28 protein-coding genes are annotated in these 25414 nt (G+C 61.3%); 9 read left to right on the plus strand and 19 right to left on the minus strand.

Annotated elements, in window-relative coordinates:
• Positions 1 to 49: 49 nt before the first annotated feature.
• On the minus strand, positions 50 to 1582 hold the full coding sequence (locus WDB86_RS11485; protein WP_339108370.1) for an acetyl-CoA hydrolase/transferase family protein: 1533 nt from the start codon (positions 1580 to 1582) through the stop codon (positions 50 to 52).
• A 397-nt stretch (positions 1583 to 1979) separates the two neighbouring features.
• Between WDB86_RS11485 and WDB86_RS11490 the strand changes: the two genes are divergently transcribed.
• Entirely contained in the window at positions 1980 to 2153 is a 174-nt protein-coding gene (locus tag WDB86_RS11490) for a hypothetical protein (RefSeq protein ID WP_339108369.1), read from the plus strand.
• 29 nt (positions 2154 to 2182) lie between these two features.
• Here the strand turns inward: WDB86_RS11490 and WDB86_RS11495 are convergent, their stop codons facing one another.
• The 4 genes from WDB86_RS11495 to rplS form a co-directional block, all read right to left on the minus strand.
• Entirely contained in the window at positions 2183 to 2992 is an 810-nt protein-coding gene (locus WDB86_RS11495) for a division plane positioning ATPase MipZ (protein WP_339108368.1), read from the minus strand.
• Between the two features lie 130 nt (positions 2993 to 3122).
• Positions 3123 to 3989 carry a Hint domain-containing protein gene (locus WDB86_RS11500; protein ID WP_406735971.1) on the minus strand — a complete coding sequence of 289 codons (867 nt, stop codon included), beginning with the start codon at positions 3987 to 3989 and terminating at the stop codon, positions 3123 to 3125.
• A 215-nt stretch (positions 3990 to 4204) separates the two neighbouring features.
• Complete coding sequence (gene rpmE / locus WDB86_RS11505; protein ID WP_339108366.1) at positions 4205 to 4426, minus strand: 50S ribosomal protein L31; 222 nt, start codon at positions 4424 to 4426, stop codon at positions 4205 to 4207.
• A gap of 11 nt (positions 4427 to 4437) precedes the next feature.
• The gene (gene rplS, locus WDB86_RS11510) at positions 4438 to 4815 is read right to left on the minus strand and encodes a 50S ribosomal protein L19 (protein ID WP_339108365.1); all 378 of its coding nucleotides are present in this window, start codon (positions 4813 to 4815) and stop codon (positions 4438 to 4440) included.
• 353 nt (positions 4816 to 5168) lie between these two features.
• Between rplS and WDB86_RS11515 the strand changes: the two genes are divergently transcribed.
• Entirely contained in the window at positions 5169 to 6260 is a 1092-nt protein-coding gene (locus WDB86_RS11515; RefSeq protein ID WP_406735972.1) for an acyltransferase family protein, read from the plus strand.
• Here the strand turns inward: WDB86_RS11515 and trmD are convergent.
• The 10 genes from trmD to WDB86_RS11565 form a co-directional block, all read right to left on the minus strand.
• The gene (gene trmD / locus WDB86_RS11520) at positions 6208 to 7035 is read right to left on the minus strand and encodes a tRNA (guanosine(37)-N1)-methyltransferase TrmD (RefSeq protein WP_339109446.1); all 828 of its coding nucleotides are present in this window, start codon (positions 7033 to 7035) and stop codon (positions 6208 to 6210) included. The genes WDB86_RS11515 and trmD overlap by 53 nt on opposite strands.
• Before the next feature lie 60 nt (positions 7036 to 7095).
• The gene (gene rimM / locus WDB86_RS11525) at positions 7096 to 7596 is read right to left on the minus strand and encodes a ribosome maturation factor RimM (protein ID WP_339108363.1); all 501 of its coding nucleotides are present in this window, start codon (positions 7594 to 7596) and stop codon (positions 7096 to 7098) included.
• A 3-nt stretch (positions 7597 to 7599) separates the two neighbouring features.
• Positions 7600 to 8241, minus strand: coding sequence for a 5,6-dimethylbenzimidazole synthase (gene bluB, locus WDB86_RS11530; protein ID WP_339108362.1), 642 nt, complete (start codon positions 8239 to 8241; stop codon positions 7600 to 7602).
• Positions 8242 to 8243: 2 nt separating this feature from the next.
• Complete coding sequence (rpsP, locus tag WDB86_RS11535; RefSeq protein WP_339108361.1) at positions 8244 to 8606, minus strand: 30S ribosomal protein S16; 363 nt, start codon at positions 8604 to 8606, stop codon at positions 8244 to 8246.
• A 48-nt stretch (positions 8607 to 8654) separates the two neighbouring features.
• Positions 8655 to 8951: a chorismate mutase gene (locus tag WDB86_RS11540; protein WP_339108360.1), complete on the minus strand. Its 297-nt coding sequence runs from the start codon at positions 8949 to 8951 to the stop codon at positions 8655 to 8657.
• Entirely contained in the window at positions 8948 to 9484 is a 537-nt protein-coding gene (locus WDB86_RS11545) for a GNAT family N-acetyltransferase (RefSeq protein ID WP_406735973.1), read from the minus strand. Before WDB86_RS11545 ends, WDB86_RS11540 begins: the two co-directional genes overlap by 4 nt.
• Positions 9481 to 9993, minus strand: coding sequence for a GNAT family N-acetyltransferase (locus tag WDB86_RS11550; protein WP_339108358.1), 513 nt, complete (start codon positions 9991 to 9993; stop codon positions 9481 to 9483). Before WDB86_RS11550 ends, WDB86_RS11545 begins: the two co-directional genes overlap by 4 nt.
• The gene (gene ffh, locus WDB86_RS11555) at positions 9993 to 11498 is read right to left on the minus strand and encodes a signal recognition particle protein (RefSeq protein WP_406735974.1); all 1506 of its coding nucleotides are present in this window, start codon (positions 11496 to 11498) and stop codon (positions 9993 to 9995) included. Before ffh ends, WDB86_RS11550 begins: the two co-directional genes overlap by 1 nt.
• A 177-nt stretch (positions 11499 to 11675) precedes the next feature.
• On the minus strand, positions 11676 to 12011 hold the full coding sequence (locus WDB86_RS11560; protein ID WP_406735975.1) for an antibiotic biosynthesis monooxygenase family protein: 336 nt from the start codon (positions 12009 to 12011) through the stop codon (positions 11676 to 11678).
• 72 nt (positions 12012 to 12083) lie between these two features.
• The gene (locus WDB86_RS11565; RefSeq protein WP_339108355.1) at positions 12084 to 12653 is read right to left on the minus strand and encodes an NAD(P)H-dependent oxidoreductase; all 570 of its coding nucleotides are present in this window, start codon (positions 12651 to 12653) and stop codon (positions 12084 to 12086) included.
• Between the two features lie 115 nt (positions 12654 to 12768).
• Between WDB86_RS11565 and WDB86_RS11570 the strand changes: the two genes are divergently transcribed.
• Positions 12769 to 13653, plus strand: coding sequence for a LysR family transcriptional regulator (locus WDB86_RS11570; protein ID WP_339108354.1), 885 nt, complete (start codon positions 12769 to 12771; stop codon positions 13651 to 13653).
• A 129-nt stretch (positions 13654 to 13782) separates the two neighbouring features.
• Here WDB86_RS11570 and WDB86_RS11575 read toward each other — a convergent pair whose 3' ends face one another.
• Genes WDB86_RS11575 through WDB86_RS11590 form a run of 4 tightly spaced genes read right to left on the minus strand, consistent with a single transcriptional unit; the run spans position 13783 to position 18688 of the window.
• Positions 13783 to 15054, minus strand: a complete 1272-nt coding sequence (locus WDB86_RS11575) for an OpgC domain-containing protein (protein WP_339108353.1) — start codon at positions 15052 to 15054, stop codon at positions 13783 to 13785.
• Positions 15047 to 16828 carry a glucans biosynthesis glucosyltransferase MdoH gene (gene mdoH / locus WDB86_RS11580; protein ID WP_406721365.1) on the minus strand — a complete coding sequence of 594 codons (1782 nt, stop codon included), beginning with the start codon at positions 16826 to 16828 and terminating at the stop codon, positions 15047 to 15049. Before mdoH ends, WDB86_RS11575 begins: the two co-directional genes overlap by 8 nt.
• Positions 16829 to 16853: 25 nt before the next feature.
• Positions 16854 to 17048 carry a hypothetical protein gene (locus WDB86_RS11585; protein ID WP_339108351.1) on the minus strand — a complete coding sequence of 65 codons (195 nt, stop codon included), beginning with the start codon at positions 17046 to 17048 and terminating at the stop codon, positions 16854 to 16856.
• The gene (locus tag WDB86_RS11590) at positions 17045 to 18688 is read right to left on the minus strand and encodes a glucan biosynthesis protein G (RefSeq protein WP_339108350.1); all 1644 of its coding nucleotides are present in this window, start codon (positions 18686 to 18688) and stop codon (positions 17045 to 17047) included. The genes WDB86_RS11585 and WDB86_RS11590 overlap by 4 nt, the downstream gene beginning before the upstream one ends.
• Before the next feature lie 415 nt (positions 18689 to 19103).
• Between WDB86_RS11590 and WDB86_RS11595 the strand changes: the two genes are divergently transcribed.
• Genes WDB86_RS11595 through WDB86_RS11620 form a run of 6 tightly spaced genes read left to right on the plus strand, consistent with a single transcriptional unit; the run spans position 19104 to position 25385 of the window.
• Positions 19104 to 22118 (plus strand): monovalent cation/H+ antiporter subunit A, encoded by a 3015-nt coding sequence (locus WDB86_RS11595; RefSeq protein ID WP_339108349.1) that lies wholly within the window; start codon positions 19104 to 19106, stop codon positions 22116 to 22118.
• Complete coding sequence (locus WDB86_RS11600; RefSeq protein WP_339108348.1) at positions 22118 to 22453, plus strand: Na+/H+ antiporter subunit C; 336 nt, start codon at positions 22118 to 22120, stop codon at positions 22451 to 22453. The genes WDB86_RS11595 and WDB86_RS11600 overlap by 1 nt, the downstream gene beginning before the upstream one ends.
• A 5-nt stretch (positions 22454 to 22458) precedes the next feature.
• A complete protein-coding gene (locus WDB86_RS11605; protein WP_406735976.1) occupies positions 22459 to 24102 on the plus strand; it encodes a monovalent cation/H+ antiporter subunit D in 1644 nt (547 codons plus the stop codon).
• Positions 24103 to 24115: 13 nt separating this feature from the next.
• Entirely contained in the window at positions 24116 to 24607 is a 492-nt protein-coding gene (locus tag WDB86_RS11610) for a Na+/H+ antiporter subunit E (protein ID WP_339108346.1), read from the plus strand.
• The gene (locus WDB86_RS11615) at positions 24604 to 24873 is read left to right on the plus strand and encodes a K+/H+ antiporter subunit F (protein WP_339108345.1); all 270 of its coding nucleotides are present in this window, start codon (positions 24604 to 24606) and stop codon (positions 24871 to 24873) included. Before WDB86_RS11610 ends, WDB86_RS11615 begins: the two co-directional genes overlap by 4 nt.
• An 8-nt stretch (positions 24874 to 24881) precedes the next feature.
• Positions 24882 to 25385, plus strand: a complete 504-nt coding sequence (locus WDB86_RS11620) for a Na+/H+ antiporter subunit G (protein WP_339108344.1) — start codon at positions 24882 to 24884, stop codon at positions 25383 to 25385.
• Positions 25386 to 25414 lie beyond the last annotated feature (29 nt).

Raw genomic sequence — 25414 nt, forward strand, 5'->3', positions numbered from 1 at the left:
GGGGAAACCCCGCAGAGGTCATCTGGTTCCGGTGCGAAACGGCTTCAGGTCAGACCTTCATCGAGCCGGTTTCGATGAAGCGCTGGTGCCAGCTTAGCGATTCATTCAGCAGATGCGGGCTCTGCTGGGCATAGCTGCCCTTTTTCGCACGTTCGAAATAATCGCGCAGCATCGGACGATAATAGGGATGAGCGCAGTTTTCGATGATCTTCTCGGCGCGCTGTTTGGGCGAGAGCCCGCGCAGATCGGCCAGACCCTGTTCGGTCACGATCACTTGCACGTCCTGATTGATGTGATCGACATGGCTTGCCATCGGCACGATGGCCGAAATGGCGCCGCCTTTGGCGGTCGAGGGGGTCATGAAGATCGAGACATAGGAGTTGCGCGCGAAATCACCCGAGCCGCCAATGCCGTTTTGCATTTTCGAGCCCATGATCTGGGTCGAGTTGACGTTGCCGTAGATATCCGCCTCGATCAGGCCGTTCATGGCGATACAGCCCAAGCGGCGCACCAGTTCGGGATTGTTCGAGATATCTTGCGGACGCAGCAGCAGCTTGTCGCGGAAGAAGGCCGCATTCTGGTTGAAATACTCGGCTTTTTCCGGCGACAGCGAGAAGGCCGTGGCCGAAGCCATGCGCAGGGTGCCCGCTTCAAGCATATCCAGCATGCCGTCCTGAATCACCTCGGTGAAGGCGGTCATGTCCTCGAACGGCGTATCGATCAGCCCCGCCATCACGGCATTGGGCACGTTGCCGACACCCGATTGCAGCGGCAGAAGCGAATTGGGCAGGCCGGCGCGCTTGGCTTCCCATTTCAGGAATTCCAGAATATGGCCTGCAATCGCATTGGCCGTATCATCGGGCGGCGAGAAGGGGGCGTTCCGGTCGGGGCTGTCGGTGACGACCACGGCCACGACCTTCGACGGGTCCACGTTGAAATAGGGCTGACCGATGCGGTCATCCGATTTCAGGATCGGGATCGGTTTGCGATGCGGCGGCAGCGCGGTGCCGTAATAGATGTCATGCATCCCGTCCAGCAACTCGGTCTGCCAGCTATTCACCTCAAGGATGATCTTATCCGCCAGATCCAGCCATGTCTTGTTATTGCCAACCGAGGAGGACGGGATCAGTTGACCGTCTTCGGTAATGCCCGAGATCTCGACCACGGCGGTGTCAAGCTTGCCCAGAAACCCTTCCCACGCCATCGGTGCAACCTGGCTGAGATGGATGTCGAAATAGGACATTTCGCCATTGTTGATCTGCTGGCGCGCGATCGGGTCCGAGTTGAAGGGCAGGCGGAAATCGATGCCATTGGCTTTGGCCAATGCGCCATCCAGTTCGGGGCCGGTAGAGGCGCCGGTCCAGATCGAGACCTTGAATTTCTCACCGCGGGCATGGGCCTCTTCGATTCGCTTGGCCAGCGCCTGCGGAACGGCTTTGGGATAGCCCGAGCCGGTAAACCCCGACATGCCGATAATGGCGCCGGGGTTGATCAGGGCGGCAGCATCCTCTGCCGACATGATTTTACGTTTAAAAACATCACTACGAATGCGTGAACTACTCACTTTGACATCAAAGCTCATGGGGTCCTCCTCAGGTGCTACCTCGGGGCCAAATAGCAGCGGGGCTCCTCAAGCACCCGCTATGACCAATGCTCAGTGGTAGCGTATTGTCGCCAGACTTCCTTTACGCATCGTGATTGTCCATAGTCTGGCAGCTATGCACTGTATGCATATGTATACGATAAGCAGGGTAAGGCTTGAAAACTTCTGTGTTTTCCATGTTTCCGCAGGATCGTTATATTTTTAGAAAATCAAAATTGCCGGAGTGTTGCCGGTCCTTGCCATCCGGTAACCGCCAATTTGCCCAGATCATGGCCTCCTCTGCCCGAGCTGAAGGTTCGAAATTTATCTAATCTATTTTTCGCGTTTAAGGCGAATCGGATTACATTGAGCTTGCTTATAGTGTCGGGAGGATATTATGCACCCAGTCTTCACCCTGTCCGGCGTCCTGTCGTTTCTGTCAGTGCGCCGTGATCCGAAAATCGATGCGCGGCTGACCGATCTGGGGCTGCGCAAGGCGCGCAGACATAGCTGCCCCATCTCGCCTTTCAGGCCGGTTTCGCCGTTCAGAGTGGTCCATCATGCCCTGTGACGCGGGGCAGGGGCGGCCTGATGCGGCGTTCAGAAATCGACCTCGACCCCCGGCAGGTTCAACTCTTTCATCAGATCGCGCAATTCCTGCCGGGCGGCGATATTTGACATGTTCAGGTTCTCGACGCCCAGATCCTTCAGATCCAGCAATGTGATGCCGCGCGGAAAGAGTTCGCGGAAGATGACCCGCTCGGAGAAGCCCGGCGCAACACGGAACCCGATTCGCTTCGATAGCTGTTCAAGCGCGGCTCCGACCTTGCGTTTGTTATGCATCTGTTGGGCACCCAGACGGTTGCGCAGCACGATCCAGTCAATGGGCTTCATCCCCGCACGGGCGCGCAACTGACGTGCCGACCAGACCATCTCCGAATAGATCGATGGCCCTGTGACCTTTGATGTATTCGGGTCAATCCGTGCCAGAAGGTCGAAATCGATAAAGCTGTCATTGAGCGGCGTGATCAGCGTGTCGGCCAGAGAATGCGCGACCTGACTGAGCCGCGTATGCGAACCGGGACAGTCGATCATGATGAAGTCGCAGCTTGTCTCCAGCTCGGTCACCGCTGCGGACAGGCGGTAGTCATAGGGGTTCTCGCCCGGAGGCAGGCTGGCGGCGTCGATCTCGGGCAATGTGCGATAATCGGGGCAGGGCAGGGTAACGCCCTCGCGCTCCATAAAGGCGCGACGGTTTTCGACATAGCGCCCCATAGAGCGTTGGCGCAGGTCAAGATCCAGCGCGCCCACGCGCCACCCCATGCGCACCAGCGCCGTTGCTACATGCATGGAGGTGGTCGATTTGCCCGACCCGCCCTTTTCATTGCCAGTCACGATGATATGCGCCAACTCTGCCGTCCTCACGTCATCTTGCGGGTGATCTTTATGACGTGACTATAGGGGGGAAGGCACAGCGGGGAAAGCGGAGTTGCACAAGAGTTTCCGCTTTGTCACATGTGGGTAAGATATTGATGTCGTGTTACATCATCTGACGGGCCAGAATGGCTTCGGGGCCTTTCAGGCTGGCGCGCGCGGCGGGATAGGCCTGCTCGGGGGTGCCGTCTTCCAGAGCCCCTTCCAAGGCCGGAAACAGCGTCAGGATTTCGGTGCGCTGCGCCGTCTCCATCGCGCCCATCACCTGGCAGCCGGGCTGGAAGCTCTCGCTCCAGACGCCATTGGCCAGAACCACCTCGTGGTGGTCGAACATCATGTGGATATAGGTCACGCTGTCGGGCCGGATCGCATGGATGCCGCGCGCCCCACAAAGATGGGTCGCCGCAATCAGCATTTCGTCTTCCGAAAAAGCCAGTTGCAGTTCCGGCCCGCGCAGAAGCATCCGGTGCTGCGGGCTGACCAGCAGATCAATGGCGGGCAGACCATCGCCCAGACTGCCTGCCGGAATGCGGATGGGGCGCAAGGCGGGGGCGTCCAGCGCCTCTGCCCCCAGGCTCCTGGCCCCCAGCCAGCGGATCGCCTGTAGCCCGTTGTCGCGGGTCACGACCTGATCGCCCAACCGGAGTTCCTCGATCCTGCGCGGCCCCTGCGCCGTCATGATCTGCGCACCGGGGGTGAAGCAGGGCACCCCGTTATGGTTGTCATCGGACCCGTTGCAGTCATCCTCGTGGTGGTTGCCCCCATTTCCATCGGGAGGAAACGTGCCAGAGCCGGAATTGCCCTGACCACCGGTGTTGCAGGTGTCGTCATGCCCTTGGGGGGAGGATGGCTGGCTATTGCACGCGTCCTGATGGTCGCTGGACTGGCTGTTGCAATTATCCTGCTGCCCCGAAGCGCCCTGCGCATTTCCCTGCGTGGTGCCGTTTGAAGCGTTGTTATTGCTCTGGGTCATGCCGGTCTCCTGTCTGGGGGCAGCCACATGCGCGAGGCGAGAACCCATCTGTTCAACGTGTCAGGGACGGTGATCCGGCGTATATTTGTTCTTATGGAGATTGGCGGTTAGCCAAGGAAACCCTTCCTTCGCGATCGAACGGGCGCAATGAAAAAGGGGGCGCAACGAAAAAGGGCGCACCAGTGGCACGCCCTTCATCATAACGGCAGGTCGGATCAGAAGCCCAGACCGGCATATTTGTTTTTGAACTTCGACACGCGGCCACCGGTGTCCATCAGGCGCGAGCTTGCACCGGTCCATGCCGGGTGCGAGGTCGGGTCGATGTCGAGGGTCATGGTGTCGCCATCTTTGCCCCAGGTCGAGCGCGTTTCGTAGGAGGAACCATCGGTCATCTTGATGGTGATGGTGTGGTAATCGGGATGAATTTCCGCTTTCATCGATCCGCTCCTCAAGCTTCGGTTTTGGGTTTGTAGGTGGTGTCTTCGGCGATACGTGCCGATTTACCGCGACGCGAACGCAGGTAGTAGAGTTTCGCACGGCGCACACGGCCACGACGCACGACTTCGATCGAGTCGATGTTGGTCGAGTACAGCGGGAACACACGCTCCACGCCTTCGCCGAAGGAGATCTTGCGAACGGTGAACGAGGCAGCAAGGGTCGAACCGCCTTTGCGCGAGATGCAGACGCCTTCATACATCTGAACGCGCGAGCGGGTGCCTTCGGTCACTTTATAGCCAACGCGAACGGTGTCGCCGGCTTTGAAATCCGGAATGGTTTTGCCGAGGCTGGCGATTTGTTCCGCCTCGAGTTGTGCGATCAGGTTCATCGCATGTCCTTTCATCTACTCACGGTATTGCCGTGAAGGTGGTTTCACGCCTCAGAGCTCCGGGTCTTCGCGGGTCCGCCATACTGCGCCCACCGGAGGATTCAGGTCATCCTTTAGCTGCTTTTTTCAGGCCGCAATGTGGCGGTGAAGGCGCCGCCGCGTGGTTACAGAAAAAAGGTCCGGTCACCGATTCCGGTACGGACCTGCGCGCTATACGGCCAAATGCGGTTTCGATCAAGCATAGAAGCACCGCGCCGTCCGAATTTCGGCCCGGTCGCCTGGATCGGACTATCAGTCTTTTAACCCCGATCTGCCACCCTGCGCCGGTACGAGTGTCAGTCGGGGTGCCATGAATGTCCAAGCCGGAAACCAAACGCTTGCCCGCTTTGCAGATTTTGCGGGCAATCGCGGCATTGGCCGTGGTGGGGCACCATATTCTTGACCAGCTTTGGGGAAATCTCGGAGTGGCCAGTCTGGCACAATCGCTGGATCTGGGCGCGCGCGGCGTGGGGCTGTTTTTTGTGCTGAGCGGTTTTATCCTCTGGCAGGTCCATCACCACGAGGCAGGCCAGCGCGCAGCCTTGGGGCGCTTTGCCTATAAACGTGTCAGCCGCATCCTGCCCTTCACGCTGATCGCGGCGACGGCGTGGGTGGGCATCGTGGCAGTGGCGGGCCGTTTGGGGGCGGACGCCAGTGGCGGCGGTTTTACCTCATGGCTGTCCTCCGCCTTCCTTCTGCCGCTGGAAAAACCCTATCCCGGCGTGCTCTGGTCCTTGCGCCACGAGGCGCTGTTCTATCTGGTCTTCCTTGTCCTTTTCCTCTCGCCGCGCGGTTTTGCATGGCTGTTCGGCGGGTGGATGCTGGCATCGGCGCTTGTGCCTGCGGGGGTGCCATCCCCGATGCGGCACGCGCCCGATATTCTGTGGGTGACCGCGTTCTCCAGCGCCAATCTTCTCTTCCTGCTGGGAATCCTTGCCGCGATCGCCCATCAGAAGCTGCCCGCATTCCGGATCGGGGGGCGCGGCACGGTGCTTGCCTTTGCGGGCGTCGCGGTGATGGCGCTTTGGGCGGGGCAGGGGAAATATGACCTTGGAACGGTGGCGGGGTTCGGCACGGCCTGCGCCGTGCTTACGCTGGTGGCCGCCCGCAGTACGTTCCGCCTGCGCTGGCTGGAATATTGCGGCGATGCCAGTTTTTCGATCTATCTCGCCCATCACCTGGCCCTGCCGCTGGTCTATGTCGGGCTGACGCGCTGGACCACGGATGCGGGGCTGATTTTTATGGCCGAAGCCGTGCTGCTGGTCGGGGTCGGTCTGCTTGGCTATCGCTGGATCGAGACGCCGGTCCTGTCTTGGCTCAATGCCCGCGCTCCCGTGCGGGCGCGCCTGCGGCCTAGCGCTTGGATTGATGGGCGTCCCACATATCAGGGCGACGCTCGGCGGTGATCTTTTCGCTCATCTCGCGGCGCCATTTCTCGATCTTGCCGTGATGGCCGGACATCAGCACCTCGGGGATGGCGCGGCCCTCCCATTCGGCGGGGCGGGTATATTGCGGATGTTCCAGAAGCCCGTTGGAATGGCTTTCTTCCACCGCCGAGTCGGCATTGCCCAGCACACCGGGCAAAAGGCGCACGGTGGCGTCGATCATCGCCTGCGCGGGCAACTCGCCCCCCGTCAGGACGAAATCCCCCATCGAGACTTCCTCGATGCCGAAATGCTCGAGCACGCGCTCGTCTACGCCTTCAAAGCGCCCACACAGGATGGTCATCCCGTCGGCCGCCGCAAAGCGCCGCGCCATCGCCTGATCAAACCGCTTGCCGCGCGGGGACATATAGACCACCGGCCAGTCGGCCTGCGGGTCCACGCCGCGCGCCGCCTCTTTTAGCGCCGCGCCCACCACATCGGGGCGCAGCACCATGCCCGCACCACCGCCTGCGGGGGTATCATCCACATTGCGATGCTTGCCCACGCCAAAGCTGCGCAGGTTGATGGTCTCCAGCGCCCAAAGCCCCTGATCGCGGGCCTTGCCGGTCAGCGACAGCCCCAGAACCCCCGGAAAAGCCTCGGGAAACAGCGTGACAATCTTGGCCTTCCACGCGCGGGAAAGCTGCACGGGCTCGTCCATCAAGGACCGGACCTGAAGGCTGGCGCTGATCGACACCCGCCCATGCGAACGGCTTGCCTTCGGCGGGACCGCTTCGGCCTGCGCCGCATTGCCCATCAGATTGCCAAGGCGCATCGCGCCCTTTTTCGGGGTGTCTTCGGGAGTGTCGGTCATGTCTTATACGTCTTCGGGCGGATCCGCCACGATCCGGCCTGCGGTCAGATCGACGGTCGGCACAACGGCCATAGTGAAGGGCAAGAGCAGGGGCTGGCTCTCGCCTGCTGTGGTGATTTCCAGAAAATCGCCCGCGCCATAATTCTGCACGGCGCGCACCGACCCGAGCACCGCGCCGCCGGTATCCACAACCGTCAGTCCGATCAGATCGGCGTGATAGAATTCGTCATCGGGGAGATGGGGCAGCATATCGCGATCCACCCAGAGCGAGACGCCCTTCAGCGCATCGGCCTCTTCTTTCGTCTCGACGCCGCTCAGATAGGCGCCGATGCCGCCCTTGATCGCGCGCAGATCGGTCAGATCAAAGGCGCGCTTGCCGTCTTCGGTGTAAAGCGGCGCGTAATCGGCAATGGCCAGCGGGTCGGCGCAGAAGCTCTTCAGCCGCACCTCGCCCTTGACCCCGAAAGCGCCCGCAATGGCTCCGACACAGGTCCGTTCTGTCATGGCTTATCTCCGCTCTAGTTTGGGCAGCCCGTCGCGGGTTTCCCAGCCAAGCTGCTCCAGCTCGGGGGTCGGCTGCGACCGTTCCGGCCAGCCGATACACAAATAGCCGATCAATTTCCAGCTCTCAGGCACATCCAGCGATTTTGCCAGTGCCTCGGGGTCCAGAATAGACACCCAGCCCATCCCCACCCCCTCGGCGCGAAGGGCAAGCCACATCATCGTCATGGCGGCCACGACCGAATAGGCACGCATTTCGGGCATGGATCTGGCCCCCAGACCGGCCCCTTTGACCGTGCCGGTATCGCAAAACACCGCCAGCTGGACAGGGGCTTTCTGCATGCCCGAAAGTTTCAGCCCCGCATAGAGCGTCGCGCGATCAATGTCGCCACCGGCCTGATAGGCGGCCAGCGCTTCGGCATTGGCGGTCTGGAAATTGGAAAGCGCCGCAGCACGGGCCGCGGCGCTTTCGACATTGATCACGCGCCACGGTTCGGACAGGCCGACCGATGGTGCGCGGGAAAATGCGTCCAGCCCCCGTGCAAGGATCTCTTCGGGCACAGGATCGGTGCGGAAGCGGCGCACATCACGCCGCCACAGCATCAACCGGTGCAGATCCTCGCGGAACTCGGGGGAGAACGCGTCCAAGATCAGGCCTCGGAGGCCTCAGCAGCCGCAGCGGCTTTCTCGGCTTTTTCTTTTGCACGCTCTTGGGCTTTCTTGCCCGGCTCTGCTTTCTTCATGTTCTTACGCTCGGTTTTCGGCAGAGCACCGGCGTTTTCAAGGAAGCGTGCCACACGGTCGGTCGGCTGCGCGCCTTTGCTCAGCCAGTACTGAACGCGCTCCATGTTCATTTTCACGCGCTCTTCGCTGTCTTTTGCCAGCAGCGGGTTGTAGGTGCCCAGCTTCTCGAGGAAGCGGCCGTCACGCGGCATGCGCGAGTCGGAAGCAACGATTGCGTAGAAGGGGCGCTTTTTGGAACCACCGCGTGCGAGACGGATTTTCATAGCCATGGGTTGATCTCCTTTGAATGGCTGGTGTCGGACCTGTTTCGGGGTCCGTTACTTTTGGAACTGTTCGTGATGCCGGATGACTTCCGAGATCACGAAATTCAGGAATTTCTTTGCAAATTCCGGGTCGAGACCGCTGTCGTCGGCCAGTTTTTCCAGACGTGCGATCTGGGTCTTCTCCCGGTCGGGATCCGAGGGAGGAAGGTCGTGCTCTGCTTTCAGCTTGCCCACCGCTTGGGTCTGGGCAAAGCGCTCGGCGAGCGTATAGATCATCACCGCATCCAGACGGTCGATACTGTCGCGGTGCTCCTTGAGAAGCTCTGCGGCGCGGCTGGTTGCATCACTCATGCAAGGTCCTCCGGCTTGGGATGGCGGTAAACAAGGCAGGGCTTGCCAAGCGGCGTGGCGGCCTGCGGATCAAGGCGGCAGCCCAGACGCTTGGCCAGCGCGGCAGAGCGGCTATTGGCGGCATCGACATAGCTGACAACGCTGTCCCAGCCCAGATCGGTGTAAAGATGGGCGCGCGCCATTGCGGCAGCTTCGGCCATGAGGCCACGGCCCTCATTGGCGGCGTCCCAAAGGTTCCACAGGATTTCGGCCTCGGGCCAGCCATGCGGTTGCCACGGGCCGACAAGGCCCAGACCACGGTCGCTGTCTTGGGGGGTCACCACGAAAGGTCCCCAGCCATGCATGACCCAATGGCCGATCACCGCAGCCCAAGCCCGCCAGACCAGCCCTTCGTCAAACTCGGGGGCAGGGCGGATAAAGACCGACCGATCAGAGGCCTGAAAATCGCGCCAATGCGGATAGTCATGGGCTGCAGGCGCCCGCAGCACCAGCGCGGCGCTATGCAGAACAGGGGTGGGGGACAGCGCGATCATGGCTGACCTCCCATCGGGTGGCGATATACTAGCTGGCCCTTCACCGCAGGCAGCGCATCGCGGTCCAGCTTGGCCCCGATGCGTTCGGCCAGCGCGACCGAACGCGCATTGCCGGGCATGATATAGCTGACCAGCGGGCGCTTCCAGTTCAGGTCGGTGGCCGCGAAATCGCGCATCTTGCGCGCCGCTTCGGTCATATAGCCCTGACCTTCGAAGCCGGTGAAAGCGATCCAGCCCAACTCGCGTTCAGGAAAATGCGGCAGATCGTTCAGCGTCACCTGACCCACCAGCTGGCGGTCGGATTTGCGCACCACGGCCAGCGCACCACAGCCCTTCAGCGCCCATTGCGCCACGTCGGACGCAAAATGGAACCACGCCGCCTTCACATCATGCGGCCCGCCCAGATAGCGCGCCCGCGCAGACTTCATCACCTCCGCAAAAGCGGGGAAATCCGACATGTCATGCGGACGCAGCGTCAGGCGCTCGGTATGAAGGACGGGCGCGACCATTACTTCTTCTTGCCAAAGCCCCCAAGGCCACCCAAGCCCCCAAGACCGCCCATGCCACCCAGTCCGGGCATGTTCTTCGGCAGGGTCTGGCCCAGCATCTTGGTGGCTTCTTCCATTTTGGCGGGGTCCATCTCGCCCGCATTGGGCAGACCGCCGAATTTGCCGGTCATCGCGGCCATCGCGCGTTTCAGGGCGCCGCCCTTCATCTTGCCCAGCTTCTTCATGGTGTCGCCCATCTGGCGCTGCATCTTCAGAAGCTTGTTCAGCTCGGCCACATCCATGCCCGCACCCTTGGCGATACGCTCCTTGCGCGAGGCTTTCAGCATCTCGGGCTTGGCGCGCTCTTCCTTGGTCATCGACTGGATCAGCGCGATCTGGCGGCGGATCATCTTGTCGTCGAAACCGGCGGACTCGGCCTGTTTGGCCATTTTGCCCATGCCCGGCATCATCGACATCACGCCCTGCATGCCGCCCATCTTCTGCATCTGCTCAAGCTGGGACTTCAGGTCGTTCATGTTGAAGAGGCCCTTCTGGAACCGCTTCATCATACGTTCGGCGGCCTCTTTCTCGAAGACCTCCTGCGCCTTTTCCACAAGAGCGACGATATCGCCCATGCCAAGGATACGGCCCGCGATACGCTCGGCCTCGAAGGTTTCAAGCGCCTCCATCTTCTCGCCCAGACCCACAAAGCGGATCGGCTTGCCGGTGGTCGCGCGCATCGACAGCGCCGCACCACCACGGCCATCACCGTCCATACGGGTCAGGACAACGCCGGAGATGCCGACTTTTTCCTCGAATTCCTGCGCGACCTCGACAGCGACCTGACCGGTCAGCCCGTCGACCACCAGCAGCGTCTCGCGCGGGTTGGCAACGTCGCGGACCTGCTGGACCTCGGACATCAGCACCTGATCGATATGCAGGCGGCCCGCGGTATCGAGGATATAGACGTCATAGCCGCCCAGAGTGGCCTGTTGCTTCGCACGTTTGGCGATCTGCACGGCGCTCTCGCCCTGCACGATGGGCAGCGTGTCAACGCCGATCTGGTTGCCCAGAATGGCCAGCTGCTCCATTGCCGCCGGACGGTAGATATCCAAAGACGCCATCAGCACGCGCTTCTTCTCGCGCTCTTTCAGGCGGCGGGCAAGCTTTGCGGTGGTGGTGGTTTTACCCGAGCCCTGCAGACCGACCATCAGGATCGGCGCAGGCGGGTTGTCGATTTTCAGCGCTCCGGCTTCATCATCGCCTGCCAGCATGGCAATCAGCTCGTCATGGACGATCTTCACGACCTGCTGGCCGGGGGTGATGGATTTGGTAACGGCGGCACCGGTCGCCTTGGCCTCGACGGCCTTCACGAAGGACCGCACCACCGGCAGCGAGACATCGGCCTCAAGGAGCGCGGTGCGTACTTCGCGCAGCGCGGTCTTTACGTCATCAGCGGACAATGCCCCCTGCTTGGTCAGCCGGTCGAACACACCGCCAAGGCGATCTGAAAGGCTCTCGAACATGGCTCCCTCCTTGCATAAGGGCATCAGACAAACGACAAGCGCACCAGTGGGCGCAACGCGCTGACTGGTGGCGATCCCCGCCTCATGCGGGGACCGGAGGGCTCGTCCTCCGGGGAATCTCGGGACACTTAGTCAAAAAGGGCTGCGGAGTCAACCGCGCAAGGCGATTGCGGGGCGTTACCGTCCGTCGGGGCCCTCATACTGGCGTTCGATGCAGGCCACGCGCAGGGTATAATGATCATACCAGCGGGTCTTGCCCAGTTTCTGCGCCATCAGGTGGGTCGAGACCTGCTTCCAGTCGCGCACCGCTTCGGCATCGCGCCAATAGCTGACCGTAATGCCATAGCCGTGGCTGTCGCGCAGCGACTCGGCCCCGATATAGCCCGGCTGCTTGGCGGCCAGATCGGCCAGAAGATCCGCCATTTCGCCATAGCCCGCCTGGTCCGGCCCAAGCTGCGACGAAAAGATGACCGCGTGATAGGGCGGGTCCGGCAGGGGCGCGAAACGGGACATTGGTGGCGCTCCATGAAAAAGGCCCGCAACGCCATGTCGCGGGCCATACTCGTACACTACAACCGGCAGAACTCAGGCGGCAAGGCCCTTGATCTGCTCTTGTGCTTTGGCGATGGCTTCCGCCTCGCCCATAGCCACGCCCTCGGCAGAGACGAAGGTCACATCGGTCAGGCCGATAAAGGCCAGAACCTGCTTGATGTAGCTCGACGCGATGTCATAGCCCGACCCTTGCGGCACGCCGCCCGAGGCATAGGCCACGAAGACGCGCTTGGGCGATACCAGACCTTCGGGGCCGGATTCGGTGTAACGGAAGGTCTCGCCGACGCGGCAGATCATATCGATCCATGCTTTCAGCGGGCCGGTCACGCCAAAATTGTAAAGCGGCATGCCGATGACGATCTCGTCGGCGGCTTTGAGCTCGGCAATCAGCGCGTCGGATTGTTTCAGCAGCTCTTTCTGCTCGGCGGTGCGGTTCTCGGCGGGGGTGTAGGCCGCGCCCAGCCATACGCCATCAATCAGCGGCAGGCCGGTGGTGTCGCGGGTGACGACGTCGCCGCCGAGTTTCTCGCAGATCATGCCCGTCAGTTTGCGGGTCACGGAAGCATCGCCCTTGATCGAGCTATCGATGCGCAGAATGGTCATTGGAATCTCCAATAGCGAAGAATGGGGAGGATTTTTTAGTCTGGCGCAAGATTGCCTCTTGCTACCTTGAACTCAACTGGCATGATCGCACGGAATTTGTTCGCGGGTGCACAGCATGAGTTTCGATAATTGGGATGAAATCAGAACGGCCTATCAAGTGGCGCGGGTCGGCACGGTTTCGGGGGCAGCCGAGGTGCTTGGTGTCCACCATGCGACCGTGATCCGCCATGTCGACGCGCTGGAGGCGCGGTTGGGGACGAAGCTGTTCCAGCGGCATCCGCGCGGCTATACGCCGACCGAAGCGGGGCATCAGCTTCTGGCCGTAGGGCAGGCGACCGAAGACCAGTTCAGCCAGCTGGCGGCCCGGATTGCCGGGGCAGGAGAGGAAGTGTCGGGCGAGCTGATCGTGACGTCCCTGCCGACAATCTCGACCCTGATCCTGCCGGCGCTGGAACAGATGCTGGTAGACCATCCCAAGCTGCAATTGCGCTATCTGACCGATCAGCGCGTGTTCCGGCTGGAATATGGCGAGGCGCATGTGGCCATTCGTGCCGGTAACCGCCCGACCGAACCCGATAACGTGGTGCAGCAGCTTTGCGCCAACCGCACCGGCCTTTATGCGGGCAAGAGCTATGTCGAGCGTTATGGCATGCCGACCGAAGAGACGCTGGACCAGCACCGTTTCATCGGGCCGGAGCAACGGGACAGCCGCGCGCCTTTCTGGCGCTGGATGAGCAATGCCGTGCCCGATGAATGCGTTGTTTTCCGTGCCAATGACCATGAGAGCCAGCTGGCGGCTGTGCGGCAGGGGCTTGGTCTGGGCTTCGTGCCTTATAACGAAGGCCGCTCCGATAGCCGGATGGTCGAGGTTCTGCCGCCGCGACCGGAATGGGAATCCTCGCTCTGGCTGGTGACCCATGTCGATCTGCATCGCACGGCAAAGGTGCAGGCGGTGCTGAAAGTGCTGAAGGATCTGATCGGCAGCCCGCGCCCGAACTGAGGCCCGAACTGGGGTCTGAACTGAGGTCTGAACTGGGGCCCGAACCCGAAGATTATGCGCTTTGGGCCGCGGGCTCCGGATAGCCCCTCGAAATGGATAAAGGCCACGGAGCGTTCCGTGGCCTTTTTTTCAATGTTCGGCGCGGCGTGGCACTTCGGGCTGGACGACCGGAATCGACGAGGGCAGCGACAGCCGCGGCAGCGCAAGGGCGGGCGCACCGGGCCGCAGGAGGTCGCCGGGCATGTCCTCGCGCGGCATGGTACGGGCCGCAGGCACGTCCCGCGCGACGGGTTTGGCACGCATCCATTCCGAGATACGGGCAATCGCGTAAAGGATGGCCAGCCCGCCCCAGACAAGAACCGTATCTTGCAGCAGCCCGCCCGGATGCACCACTTTCACCGCTTGGGCGAAGATGGCCAGAACGGTGCCGAAGGCGAAGACTTTCAGGCCGTGGCGGCCCAGCATGCGCAGGGGCGCTGCCGCTTTGGAGGCGGCAATCTGCGGCACGAGATAGGGCATCGACAGAATATAGACCAGCGCCAGCACATGCAGGAAGCGCGGCAGCGACAGGAAGGTTTTGTCGAAGGTCACAAGGAAGAAGGGCACGCCATGATCTTTGAGGCTGCCAAGCGCCGGACCCCAAGTGCGCAGCATCCATGCGTTATTGACCCAGATCGCCGCCATGACCAGCCATAGCCCCGCAAGGATCACCAAGGGCTTGTGCACCCCCAGAAACCGCTTGCCGCCACGCATTGCCGTGCCGGTCAGGATACCGATACAGAAGATCAGCTGCCACGAGAGCGGGTTGAAGAACCAGCCGCCCTCATAGGGGAAATTTGGGAAGTTCAGCCGGAAGGTGCCCGCCAGCGCCCATAGGCTCAGCGAGACCGCCAGCAGCTTCATCGGAGCCACCTGCGAGAAGCGGATCATGAAGGGCGCGGCGATCATCAGCGCGGCATACATCGGCAGGATATTCACATATCCCAGTTGATGGCTCAGCGTGGCAAGGCCGATCAACCATTCCAGCGGCTGCTTTGCCAGCGGGCCGAAAGCGTTCATCGTCAACAGCTTGTCGCCGCCGAAAAAGAGCGCACCACCGGCGAAGATCGCGATGACCCAGAAAGTGATCACAAGATGCGTCATATAGAGCGTCCAGGACCGGCCCCAGATCTTGCCGAAGCTCTGCCGGTTGAAACCCTCTGCCAGTTTCGGACCATAGGCCAGAGCGGCGGCCAGACCGGACATGAACACAAACCCCTCGGCGGCATCGGAATGCCCGAAATTGCGCGAGGTGAAATTTTCATAGATCTGATGCGGGATATGATTGACGAATATCATCGCCAAGGCGATGCCGCGGAAGAAATCCAGCCGCGGATCGCGCGCGGACCGAGCTTCAGGCATGGTGTTTTTCCTCTATGGTCGAAGCCTCCGGTTCAGCCGACCAATTGTTGAGAATCCGGTCATGCAGCACCATGATCGGGGCTGCGTGATATTCCGTGGGGGTTCCGAACAGGTTTCCTTTGGCCGTGCGCGAGGTCATCGAAATGATGAAAGGCGCCAGAATCATCGGAATGCCGACGGGTGAAAGCCACCAGAACAGACCCGGTGCATACACCCAAGTGGCCCATAAGCCAAGCGCGCCGATAAGCACAATCCACCACGAGGCCTTGAACCCATCACGAAAACCAAGAGTGCCGTCCCCGCGGTTATTGGTGGGCCAGCCACCATCGGCCCCGAACAGGACCTGAAGCACGGAGCGGGTCGAGAACATCAGCAGGATCGGTGCGTTGACCGAGCTGATCAGCAGTTCGCAGACCGTGCCTGCAAGGGCATTCGCCCCACCGCCGAAGCCGCGGGCGGTGCCATCCAGCCATGCCCGCGCGGCAATCAGCATCTTCGGCAGAAGCAGCAGGCCGATGATCCCGATGAACAGACCGATGGCCTTGGAGGCTTCGGAGGGCGGGAAATAGGGGAAGGGCCAGTTGGGCTCGGGGAAGTAGTTGGGCGGCGCGACAAAGGCCATCGCGCCGATCGAGGCTAGAATGAATGCCAGCCAGAACAGGGGGGCGATATAGGCCATGATGCCCTGCGCGAAAACAAAGCGCGACCACATGCGCAGGCCGGGGGCGTTGATGACGCGGCTATGTTGCAGGTTCCCCTGACACCAGCGGCGGTCGCGTTTGGCGTGATCGACGATATTCTCGGGGCCTTCCTCGAAGGAGCCTTCCAGATCGTCATCCAGCCGCACGATCCAGCCACCACGCGCCAGAAGTGCGGCTTCGACATAGTCATGGCTCATCACATGGCCGCCAAAGGGCGGCTTGCCCCGCAGCGTGGGCAGGCCACAGCACTCGGCAAAGGCGCGGGTGCGCACCATCGCGTTATGACCCCAGAACGGGCCGGTGCGGCCCTGCATCATGGCCAGACCCCGCGCGAAAACGGGGGAGAAGAACGCGGCCGAAAACTGCATGGCCCGTCCGAAATGCGACCGCGCCCGAATGACTTTCGGCAGCGTCTGCAACAGGCCCAGACGCGGCTCGGCCTCCATGCGGCGGGCCATCTGCAAGATGGTCTCGCCTTCCATCAGGCTATCGGCATCAAGGATCAGCGCAAAATCATAGGCACCACCGGAGCGGGTGATGAAATCCTCGATATTACCGGCCTTTTTGCCGGTATTGTTCTCGCGGCGGCGGTAGTAGTACCGGCCCATCCCGTTGCGCTCCGCCACCAGCTTGGCAAAAAGCTGCTCTTCGCGGCGCGCGGTCAGATCGTTGCGCGTGTCGGAGAGAATGGCGAAATGCACCTCGGCAGAGGTGCCGGCCCTGGCCTGCGCGTCTTGAAGCGAAGCGTCCATCGCCGCCAGACGGGTGAAGGTGTAAAGCGGGTCTTCATTATAGACCGGCATCAGGATGACGGTCCGCCCCTCGATCGGGGCGTTCGCGTCATATTTCGGGGGCTTGGCGCGGGTTGTCAGCCCGATGAGGGCCTGAACGGCCCCCCATGCCAGCCAGAGTGTTGAGATAAGGATAAGAACGGCGCGCACGACGTCGAACACATCCAGCCCATCTGCAGAGCCGAATTGCAGAAACAATACGAATGCACCGCCGCCTGCCACCAGGCTCAGTGCAATCGCAAAACTACGCAAAGCCCAGAGGAACAGGCGTCCGACGGTCATGATATTTCGCTCCTATTCGGTGCGATCAGCTGCGCCCATGTGCGCGCATCGGCTGCGGAAGAACCGCAAGCAGCGCATGCCAGAATCCGGCGCCTTCACGTTCGAGAACCTGCACAGGCATCGCCATCGGCGCGTCCGGCAGGGCGCAGGGACCCGAGATCAGGTCCTGCGGTTCAAGTTTGACGGTGTCCACCGCCGCGGGGGAGGTAATTACGGTCATGCTTTGATCCATTGGTAAGCCCAAGTTTCAGATTGCTTAGCACCATAACCCTGAAGGTAGGCTGTGAGTTCCACAGTCGAACCGTCTTCGGCGTCTACATCCATCACAAGTCGCCATATGTCGTGATCTGGGATTTTTGAGAAGCTCTGGTTGGTGATAGTGCCCCCGCTGATCGTGTTGACGACTTTCAGATCGGCAACCGCGTCAGAGGGAAGGTTTGCGATACGCCCGCCTGCGAAGTCCACAACGAACTTCCGGGTCTTATCATTGCTGCCCGCAACTCCGCCGGCGCCGGCGAAGGTCTCTTTTACATGGGCGATACCCTCGTTCGGATCAAGGGGAAGATCCCCCCAACTGAGCCGATAGGAGAATTCTCGCTCTTGTCCCGCCTTGGCCCCGTCTTTGGGGACCCAGAACGCGACGATATTATCATTGGCCTCGGCCTCGGAGGGGATCTCGACAAGGCGCACCATGCCATCGCCCCAATCACTGGTCGGCTCGACTTTCAGCGACGGGCGGCGCTCGTAGCGGGCCCATGCATCCTGATATTGCTCGAACTCGCGATCACGCTGGTAAAGGCCGAAGCTTTTCGGAGTCGATTCGCTGAAATAGCTGGAGGCCAGACGCTCGGGATTGGCCAGCGGGCGCCAGACGCGCTCGCCACTGGCTTTCTCGATCATGAGGCCGTCGCTGTCATGCACCTGCGGGCGGAAATCGTCGAAACGGTCGCGCGAGCGGTCGGCATAGAGGAACATCGAGGTAAGCGGTGCCACGCCAAGTTGCTGCACATCGGCGCGCAGGAACAGGCGGGCGGTCACGTCCATCACCGTCGCTTCACCGGGCGTGATCACAAACCGATAGGCTCCTGTCAGCGAGGCGCTGTCCATCGCGGCATAGACGGTCACCGTCTTGGCATTTTCTGCCGGACGCTCGACCCAGAAACGGCGGAAGCGCGGGAATTCCTCGGCAACCGACAGGCCGGTATTCACGGCCAGACCGCGGGCCGAAAGCCCGTATTGCGAATTGCGGCCAAGCGCGCGGAAATAGGATGCGCCCTGAAAGGCCACAAGCTCGTCCAGCACATCGGGGCGGTTGAGCGGATGATGCAAACGGAAGCCCGCCACGCCGGGCAGGGGGGCATGTTCGGGGACGATCTCGCGGGCTTTACGCTCGTAGACGAAGTCATCGGTCGAGAAGCTCATCGCCTGCGCCTGACCGTCCTTGACCTCGTAAATCAGCACCGGTTCGCGGAACAGCCAGCCCATATGGAAGGCCTGCAGGGTGAATTGCGGGTGGTCGCCATCGGCAAAGCGCGCATGCTCTGGATTGAAACGGATCATGCGGTAGGCGTCATAATCGAGCTTCGACAGGAAGCCGTCGACCTTTTGCGGTGCGGTTGCGGGCTGCTTTGCCGCCTCGCGCATCTCGATGGTCAGGCTGTCAAAACTGAAGGGCTGGGTTTCGGCTGCGGGGGGCAGGGCCGGTTGCGCGGCATCTGCGGCGGGTGTGTCCTCTGCCGCGTCCTGCGCCCAAAGCGGAGCCCCTGCCAAGACGCCACCCAGCATCGTGCCTGCGGCAAGATGGGCCATCACTTGACGGCGGGTCGGGACGGTGCGGGCATTCTTGGCAGTTTTAATCATGTATTATCCAGTAATCTCAGGAAGTTCCCTATCACGTGAACCTCTGCCGCTGAGGCATACTCTTGAAGCGTCACGATGTGCAATAGAGGTTGATATTCAATGTGCAGAACAGCAACCTACTGTGGTTTGTTCCGCATAATTGCGCTTGTTTGGGGAGAGAGCAGGCAAAAACCCGCCCAAATCTCGGGCGAAATTTGGGTCTTTTGTTGTTAACCACGCGCTTTGGGGGCATTTCTGTCGGTTTTCGATTTGACGGTTCCGTGAATATGCCGTGTTCGATTCGCCCCAGTTTCCCTTGACACGGGGGAGGGGAATTCGCAGTTAAAGGTGGATTGATCAGCCACCTTGCGACATCTCGCGCGGTCCAGCGCGGGTGGGCGTGAAACAGCTATGCCCTTGAACGGACCGGAGAGCAATGTCACCTGCTATAATTGCCGTCTTGCCATTTCTGGGGGCGCTGCTCCCTGGTGTTCTGATCCGCACCGGCCGGAATACAACAGCGATTTCGGTGGCGATCTGTTCCGGCCTCGCGCTTCTGGGGCTGCTTCTGCATCTGCCCGACGTCATGGCGGGCGAAGTGATCCGCACCAGAATCGACTGGATGCCCTGGCTGGGGCTGAATGTCGAATTCATGATCGACGGGCTCGGCATGCTGTTTGCGACGCTGATTCTCGGGATCGGCCTTCTGGTGATCCTTTATGCGCGCTATTACCTGTCATCGAAAGATCCGGTGGGGCAGTTCTACACCTATCTAATGCTGTTCCAAGGCGCGATGGTGGGGATTGTACTTTCCAATAACATCCTGCTTTTGTTGATCTTCTGGGAGTTGACCTCGCTGTCGTCCTTCCTGCTGATCGGCTATTGGAAACACCTCCCCGAAGGACGTCAGGGCGCGCGCATGGCGCTGACCGTGACGGGGGCAGGGGGCTTGGCGATGATTGCGGGGATGATGATCCTTGGCCATATCGCGGGCAGCTATACGATCTCCGATATTCTTGCGGCGAGGGAGGCGATCCAGTCGTCGGACCTCTATCTTCCGGCGCTGATCCTGATCCTGCTAGGGGCCTTCACGAAATCGGCGCAGTTTCCGTTCCACTTCTGGCTGCCGCATGCAATGGCAGCCCCCACGCCGGTCTCGAGCTACCTGCATTCGGCCACGATGGTGAAGGCGGGTCTGTTCCTGATGGCGCGGCTCTGGCCTGCGCTGTCGGGCACGCCGGAATGGTTCTATATCGTGGTCAGTGTCGGGTTGTTCACCATGCTGATCGCGGCCAAGATCGCGATCTTCAAGGATGACATGAAGGGGCTGCTGGCCTTCTCGACCGTTTCGCATCTGGGGCTGATCACCTTCTGTTTCGGGCTTGGCACGCAAGCGGGCGTTGTGGCCGGGGTCTTCCACATCATTAACCACGCAACCTTCAAAGCCGCGCTTTTCATGACCGCGGGTATCGTGGACCACGAAGCCCATACCCGCGATCTGAAACGTCTGGGCGGGTTGCGCAAACTGATGCCGGTGACCTTCACGATCGCCACGATCGCGACCCTGTCGATGGCGGGGATTCCCTTCTTCAACGGGTTCCTGTCGAAAGAGCTGATGCTGGAGGAGGCCTCGCATACCGTTTGGGCCGGTACGCCGTGGCTCATTCCGGTTTTGGCGACCATTGCGGCGCTTCTGTCGGCGGCCTATTCCTTCCGCTTTATCTGGCACGGTTTCATGGGGCCGGTGCGCGACGACTATCCGCATAAACCGCATGATCCGGGCTTTGGCATGTGGGCCAGCCCTGCCTTTCTTGCCGCCCTTGTGCTGCTGATCGGCTGTTTCCCCTTCCTGATGGATCCTTTCGTCACCACCGTGGCGCAGGCCGTGATCGGTGCGCCGCTGGGCGCGCATCTGCACCTAGCCATCTGGCACGGCATCACGCCTGCCCTGATGATGTCGGGCCTCGCGGTTGCGGGTGGTCTTCTGGTGCTGGCGGCCTTCAACCCGCTGCGCGCGATCTGGGATGCCATGCCGCGTCCCGAGGCCAAGTCGATCTTCGACTGGGTGGTGGAGCGCTGCGCCTGCGCGGCGCGGCTGTTCACCTCGGGGCTGCATAACGGGTCGATGGCGCGCTATCTGATGATTTTCGCCTTTACCGCGCTGGCCATCGGGTTCTGGGCATGGACCACGGGCGATCAGGGGCCGCAAACCCGCCAGATGCTGCCGATCAGCCCCGTGGCACTGGTGGGCTGGATCATGCTGGTCACCGCGACCTTCTGTGTGGCCGCCTATCACCGCAACCGTTTCCTTGCGCTGGTGCTGGTGGGGATTGTCGGGCTGATCGTGTCGATCTGCTTCATCTATCTCTCGGCCCCCGACCTTGCGCTGACGCAAATCTCGGTCGAGGTGGTGACGGCGGTGCTGATGCTTCTGGCGCTGAACTTCCTGCCCAAGGTCACCGCCCCCGAGACCAGCAACCTCAAACGCCATTTCGACAAGATCTTCTCGGCGGTGGTGGGGCTGGGCACCGGCTCGTTGATCTACGCGCTGATGATGCGCGATTTCGCCTTCCCGTCGATGTCGGAATACCATCTGGCCAATAGCTATAACCTCGCGGGCGGCGATAACGTGGTGAACGTGATCCTCGTCGATTTCCGTGGCTATGATACCTATGGCGAGGTCACCGTTCTGGGGATCGCGGCGCTGGTGATCTTTGCGCTGACCGAGGCGCTGCTGAACGGCACCGGCTCGCGCAAGCTGATCGCATGGCGTCCCGATATGATCCGTGCGGGCGACAAGCACCCGCTGATGATGCTGATCGTGACCCGTGTCATGATGCCCATCGCGCTGGTCTTCGGGGTGTTCATCTTCCTGCGCGGCCACAACCTGCCGGGCGGGGGCTTTATCGCCGGTCTGATCGTCGCGATCGCGCTGGTGATGCAGTATATCTCGTCGGGCTTTGCGTGGACGCAGGCGCGGCAGAAGATCTATTACCACCAGCTGATCGGGCTGGGGGTGCTGGCCGCGGGGATCACGGGCGTTGGTGCGTGGTTCAATGGCAAGCCCTTCCTGACCTCGGATTTCGGCTATTTCAAGCTGCCCTTCCTCGATAAATTCGAGCTGGCCACCGCGATGGGGTTCGATCTGGGCGTGTTCCTCGGGGTGGTGGGCTCGGTCCTGCTGGCGCTGGGGGGGCTGTCGCGTCTGGCACGGCGGGCCGCCATGCCCACCGAAGAGCGCGCGGCCCATATTCTGGCAGAGCGCCCCGAGGCCCGCACCGTGGCCGAGGTCGGTATCCAGAACTTCCCCGAAGGCACCGTGGTGCCGCGGCGCTGGCTGGCGCAGCGCGAGGATGGCGGTTTCGAGGAGCGTTATCTGATGGAACGCTACGAGGACCAAGCCAGAAAAGACGATAGCAAAGACGGCGACAAGAACGGGGGAGCCCACTGATGGAAGCCTTGGTTGCAAGCGCAATCGGCGTGATGACAGCGGCGGGGATCTATCTGATCCTGCGGCTGAGGGTCTTTCCGGTGGTTCTGGGCATGACGATGCTGTCCTATGCGGTGAACCTGTTCCTCTTTGCGACGGGGCGTCTGGCGGTGAATATGCCGCCGATCCTGCAGGACGGTGTGACAAACTACACCGACCCCATCCCGCAGGCTCTGGTGCTGACCGCCATCGTGATCAGCTTCGGGATGACCTCGGTGACTGTGATGCTGGCGCTTGGCGCCTTCATCGAGGCGGGCGATGACTATATCGACCTCGATGACGAGAAGGAAAAATAAGACAGATGTTGGGCTTCTTTGATCATCTCGTTATCGCGCCCGTGGTGTTGCCGGCCTTTCTGGCGCCGCTGATCGTTCTGTGGATGCGCTTCGACCGCACGGCGCAGCGCGTCTTCTCGGTGGTGGGAATGCTGCTGCTGGTGGCCATTTCGGTGACACTGGCGGTGCGGGCCTCCAGCGGGGTGCCGGAAGTCTACCGGCTGGGCGACTGGGAAGCGCCTTTCGGCATCGTCCTGGTGCTGGACCAGCTTTCGGCGCTGATGCTGGTGCTGACCTCGGTGCTGGGTCTGGCGATCGCGCTTTATGCGATCGGCTCGGGCTGGGACAAGCGTGGCTGGCACTTCCATTCGCTGCTGCAATTCCAGATGATGGGGCTTAACGGGGCCTTCCTGACGGGCGATGCGTTCAACCTCTTCGTCTTCTTCGAGGTGCTGCTGATTGCCTCCTATGGCCTGATGATCCATGCGGGCGGGCGCAACCGTCTGAAGGCGGGCGTGCAATATGTGGTCTATAACCTTGCCGGTTCGACCCTGTTCCTGTTTGCGCTTGGCACGATCTATGCCACGACCGGCACGCTGAACATGGCCGATCTGGCACAGAAAGTGGCCGAGATGCCCGAAAGCGACGCGGCCCTTCTGCGGGTCGGTGCGGCGCTGATGATCCTTGTCTTCGCTGTGAAAGGCGCGATCGTGCCATTCCAGTTCTGGCTGCCGGGCACCTATAGCAACGCGCCGGGGCCGGTGGCGGCACTGTTTGCCATCATGACCAAGGTGGGGGTCTATTCCATCATCCGTATCTATACGCTGGTGTTCACGCCGCAAAGCGCGGTGGGGTCACTGGCGCATGATGTGCTTCTGCCCGCCGCGGCGCTGACACTGATTGTCGGGATGGTCGGTATTCTGGGCGCGCGTGATCTGGGGCGGGTCGTGGCCTTCTCGGTGATCGGCTCGGTCGGGACCATGTTGATGGCCTTCTCGCAATTCCATCAGGATGCGACGGCGGCAGGCCTTTACTATATGGTGCATTCGACGATGGTGGCCGCCGCGCTGTTCCTTGTGGCCGATCTTGTCAAAGAGCGCCGTCGCATAGGCTTGGCTCTGACAGCCCAGCCACTGATTGCGCAGAACGGGCTTCTGGCGGGGATGTTCTTCATGGCGGCCATCGGCATGGCCGGTATGCCGCCGCTTTCGGGCTTTCTTGGCAAGCTGATGATCTTGCACGCAACCTATGGCCAGTGGTGGATCTGGGCCGTTATCCTTGGCACGTCACTGATTGCCATCGTGGGCTTTGCGCGGGCGGGGACAACGGTCTTCTGGAAGGCCTATGCCGTGACAGAGGACGAACAAGACGAGACCCCGCCGCCGCTTGGTGTGGCAGATAGCAGCTCGCCCGCGTTGGCCATTACTGCCGCAGGCGGCCTGCTGGCGGGGCTTGTGGCATGGACCGTCTTCGCGGGGCCTGCCAGCACCTATGTGCAGGGGATCTCGGCACAGCTTTATGACAGTCAGGGCTATATCTCGGCGGTGATGGAGAGCTCTGCCGCCCGCGCGCAGGCCGCCGCCGAAGCCGGAGCCCATCCGCACGGAGAGGACCATGACGTGCAAGACAGCGCCCATGAAGAAGATCACACCGTGATCGACGGGCATTGAGGGAGGGCAGGATATGATTAGACGCATCCTTCCGCATCCGCATCTGACCGTGCTTCTGACGGTGGTGTGGCTGCTGCTGGCCAATGCCTATACGCTCAACTCGCTGGTCTTCGGGCTGATCCTCGGGATCGTGATCCCGTGGATCACCGCCCCCTACTGGCCGGACCGGCCGATGGTGCGCAATATTCCCAAGATGGTCGAATATGCGCTGATCGTGCTGTGGGATATTCTGGTGTCGAATGTCGTGGTGGCGAAGATCGTGCTGTTCACGCCGAATGCGAAATTGCAGCCCGTATGGATTTCCATTCCGCTCGATCTGCATACCCCCGAGGCGATCACCGTCTTTGCCGGCACGATCACCATGACGCCCGGAACGGTGGCGGCAGAACTCTCGGCGGACGGGCATTCGCTTCTGGTCCACTGCCTGCACGAGACCGACCCCGAGGGCGCGCGCGACGGCATGAAATCCCGCTATGAGGCCCGTCTGAAGGAGATCTTCGAATGATCACCTATGCTTTGATGTTTGCCATCGGCTGCTATGCGCTGGCGCTTCTGTTCAACCTCTACAGGGTGGTGAAATCGCCGGGCGTCACCGACCGGATTCTGGCGCTGGACACGATGGCGGTGAATGCCATCGGGCTGTTCGTTTGTTTCGGGATCTGGGAAGGCACGGCGATCTTTTTCGAGGCCTCGATCCTTTATGCGATGGTGGGCTTCGTCTCGACGGTGGCCTATGCCAAATTCCTTCTGCGTGGCGATCTGATCGAGTGAGGTAAGAGATGGAACTGTTCTGGGAAATTCTCATTTCGGCGCTTCTGGTGATCGGTGGCTTCTTCGGGCTGGTGGGGTCGTTCGGGTTGGTCAAGCTGCCCGATTCCATGACCCGCCTGCATGCGCCGACCAAGACCACGACGCTGGGGGTTGGGGCCTGTCTGATCGCCTCGATGATCTGGTTCGCGGTCAAGAAGGGGGATCTGTCGCTGCACGAGCTGATGATCACGCTGTTCCTGTTCATGACGGCGCCGATCACCGCGCATTTCCTGTCCAAGACGATCCTTCTGCGCAATATCCCGCGCGAGACCCTGCCGCCGCCCGCCGATGGTGACTGGGCCGTTTACACGCCCCTTTCCGATACGGCGGCACATCAGTTGGAAGAGGCGGTGGAGATCCAGAAAGCCCGCGAGGAAAAAGCCCGCCGCAAAGCGGCAGACGAGGATGATTACGAAGGCGAGGTTGACGGTCATGGCACGGTGGAAGCCGCCGATGCCGATCAGCGGTCGTGATTCATATTAAATAAAGATCGGTATGGTCT

It is taken from the genome of Thioclava sp. GXIMD4215, assembly GCF_045291555.1.
Classification (GTDB): Bacteria; Pseudomonadota; Alphaproteobacteria; order Rhodobacterales; family Rhodobacteraceae; genus Thioclava; species Thioclava litoralis.

Bases quoted from the DNA above. Each gene is read 5' to 3' on its own strand.
- WDB86_RS11570 (WP_339108354.1), top strand. From the start codon at position 12,769: ATGAGTTTCGATAATTGGGATGAAATCAGAACGGCCTATCAAGTGGCG.
- WDB86_RS11550 (WP_339108358.1), bottom strand. From the start codon at position 9,993: ATGGTCGCGCCCGTCCTTCATACCGAGCGCCTGACGCTGCGTCCGCAT.
- WDB86_RS11615 (WP_339108345.1), top strand. From the start codon at position 24,604: ATGATCACCTATGCTTTGATGTTTGCCATCGGCTGCTATGCGCTGGCG.
- WDB86_RS11590 (WP_339108350.1), bottom strand. From the start codon at position 18,688: ATGATTAAAACTGCCAAGAATGCCCGCACCGTCCCGACCCGCCGTCAA.
- WDB86_RS11560 (WP_406735975.1), bottom strand. From the start codon at position 12,011: ATGTCCCGTTTCGCGCCCCTGCCGGACCCGCCCTATCACGCGGTCATC.
- ffh (WP_406735974.1), bottom strand. From the start codon at position 11,498: ATGTTCGAGAGCCTTTCAGATCGCCTTGGCGGTGTGTTCGACCGGCTG.
- WDB86_RS11485 (WP_339108370.1), bottom strand. From the start codon at position 1,582: ATGAGCTTTGATGTCAAAGTGAGTAGTTCACGCATTCGTAGTGATGTT.
- WDB86_RS11545 (WP_406735973.1), bottom strand. From the start codon at position 9,484: ATGATCGCGCTGTCCCCCACCCCTGTTCTGCATAGCGCCGCGCTGGTG.
- WDB86_RS11610 (WP_339108346.1), top strand. From the start codon at position 24,116: ATGATTAGACGCATCCTTCCGCATCCGCATCTGACCGTGCTTCTGACG.
- rpmE (WP_339108366.1), bottom strand. From the start codon at position 4,426: ATGAAAGCGGAAATTCATCCCGATTACCACACCATCACCATCAAGATG.
- WDB86_RS11575 (WP_339108353.1), bottom strand. From the start codon at position 15,054: ATGCCTGAAGCTCGGTCCGCGCGCGATCCGCGGCTGGATTTCTTCCGC.
- WDB86_RS11595 (WP_339108349.1), top strand. From the start codon at position 19,104: ATGTCACCTGCTATAATTGCCGTCTTGCCATTTCTGGGGGCGCTGCTC.
- rpsP (WP_339108361.1), bottom strand. From the start codon at position 8,606: ATGGCTATGAAAATCCGTCTCGCACGCGGTGGTTCCAAAAAGCGCCCC.
- WDB86_RS11585 (WP_339108351.1), bottom strand. From the start codon at position 17,048: ATGACCGTAATTACCTCCCCCGCGGCGGTGGACACCGTCAAACTTGAA.
- WDB86_RS11600 (WP_339108348.1), top strand. From the start codon at position 22,118: ATGGAAGCCTTGGTTGCAAGCGCAATCGGCGTGATGACAGCGGCGGGG.
- WDB86_RS11515 (WP_406735972.1), top strand. From the start codon at position 5,169: ATGTCCAAGCCGGAAACCAAACGCTTGCCCGCTTTGCAGATTTTGCGG.
- WDB86_RS11490 (WP_339108369.1), top strand. From the start codon at position 1,980: ATGCACCCAGTCTTCACCCTGTCCGGCGTCCTGTCGTTTCTGTCAGTG.
- WDB86_RS11605 (WP_406735976.1), top strand. From the start codon at position 22,459: ATGTTGGGCTTCTTTGATCATCTCGTTATCGCGCCCGTGGTGTTGCCG.
- mdoH (WP_406721365.1), bottom strand. From the start codon at position 16,828: ATGACCGTCGGACGCCTGTTCCTCTGGGCTTTGCGTAGTTTTGCGATT.
- WDB86_RS11565 (WP_339108355.1), bottom strand. From the start codon at position 12,653: ATGACCATTCTGCGCATCGATAGCTCGATCAAGGGCGATGCTTCCGTG.
- WDB86_RS11500 (WP_406735971.1), bottom strand. From the start codon at position 3,989: ATGACCCAGAGCAATAACAACGCTTCAAACGGCACCACGCAGGGAAAT.
- rplS (WP_339108365.1), bottom strand. From the start codon at position 4,815: ATGAACCTGATCGCACAACTCGAGGCGGAACAAATCGCCAGCCTCGGC.
- WDB86_RS11620 (WP_339108344.1), top strand. From the start codon at position 24,882: ATGGAACTGTTCTGGGAAATTCTCATTTCGGCGCTTCTGGTGATCGGT.
- trmD (WP_339109446.1), bottom strand. From the start codon at position 7,035: ATGGGCAATGCGGCGCAGGCCGAAGCGGTCCCGCCGAAGGCAAGCCGT.
- rimM (WP_339108363.1), bottom strand. From the start codon at position 7,596: ATGACAGAACGGACCTGTGTCGGAGCCATTGCGGGCGCTTTCGGGGTC.
- WDB86_RS11540 (WP_339108360.1), bottom strand. From the start codon at position 8,951: ATGAGTGATGCAACCAGCCGCGCCGCAGAGCTTCTCAAGGAGCACCGC.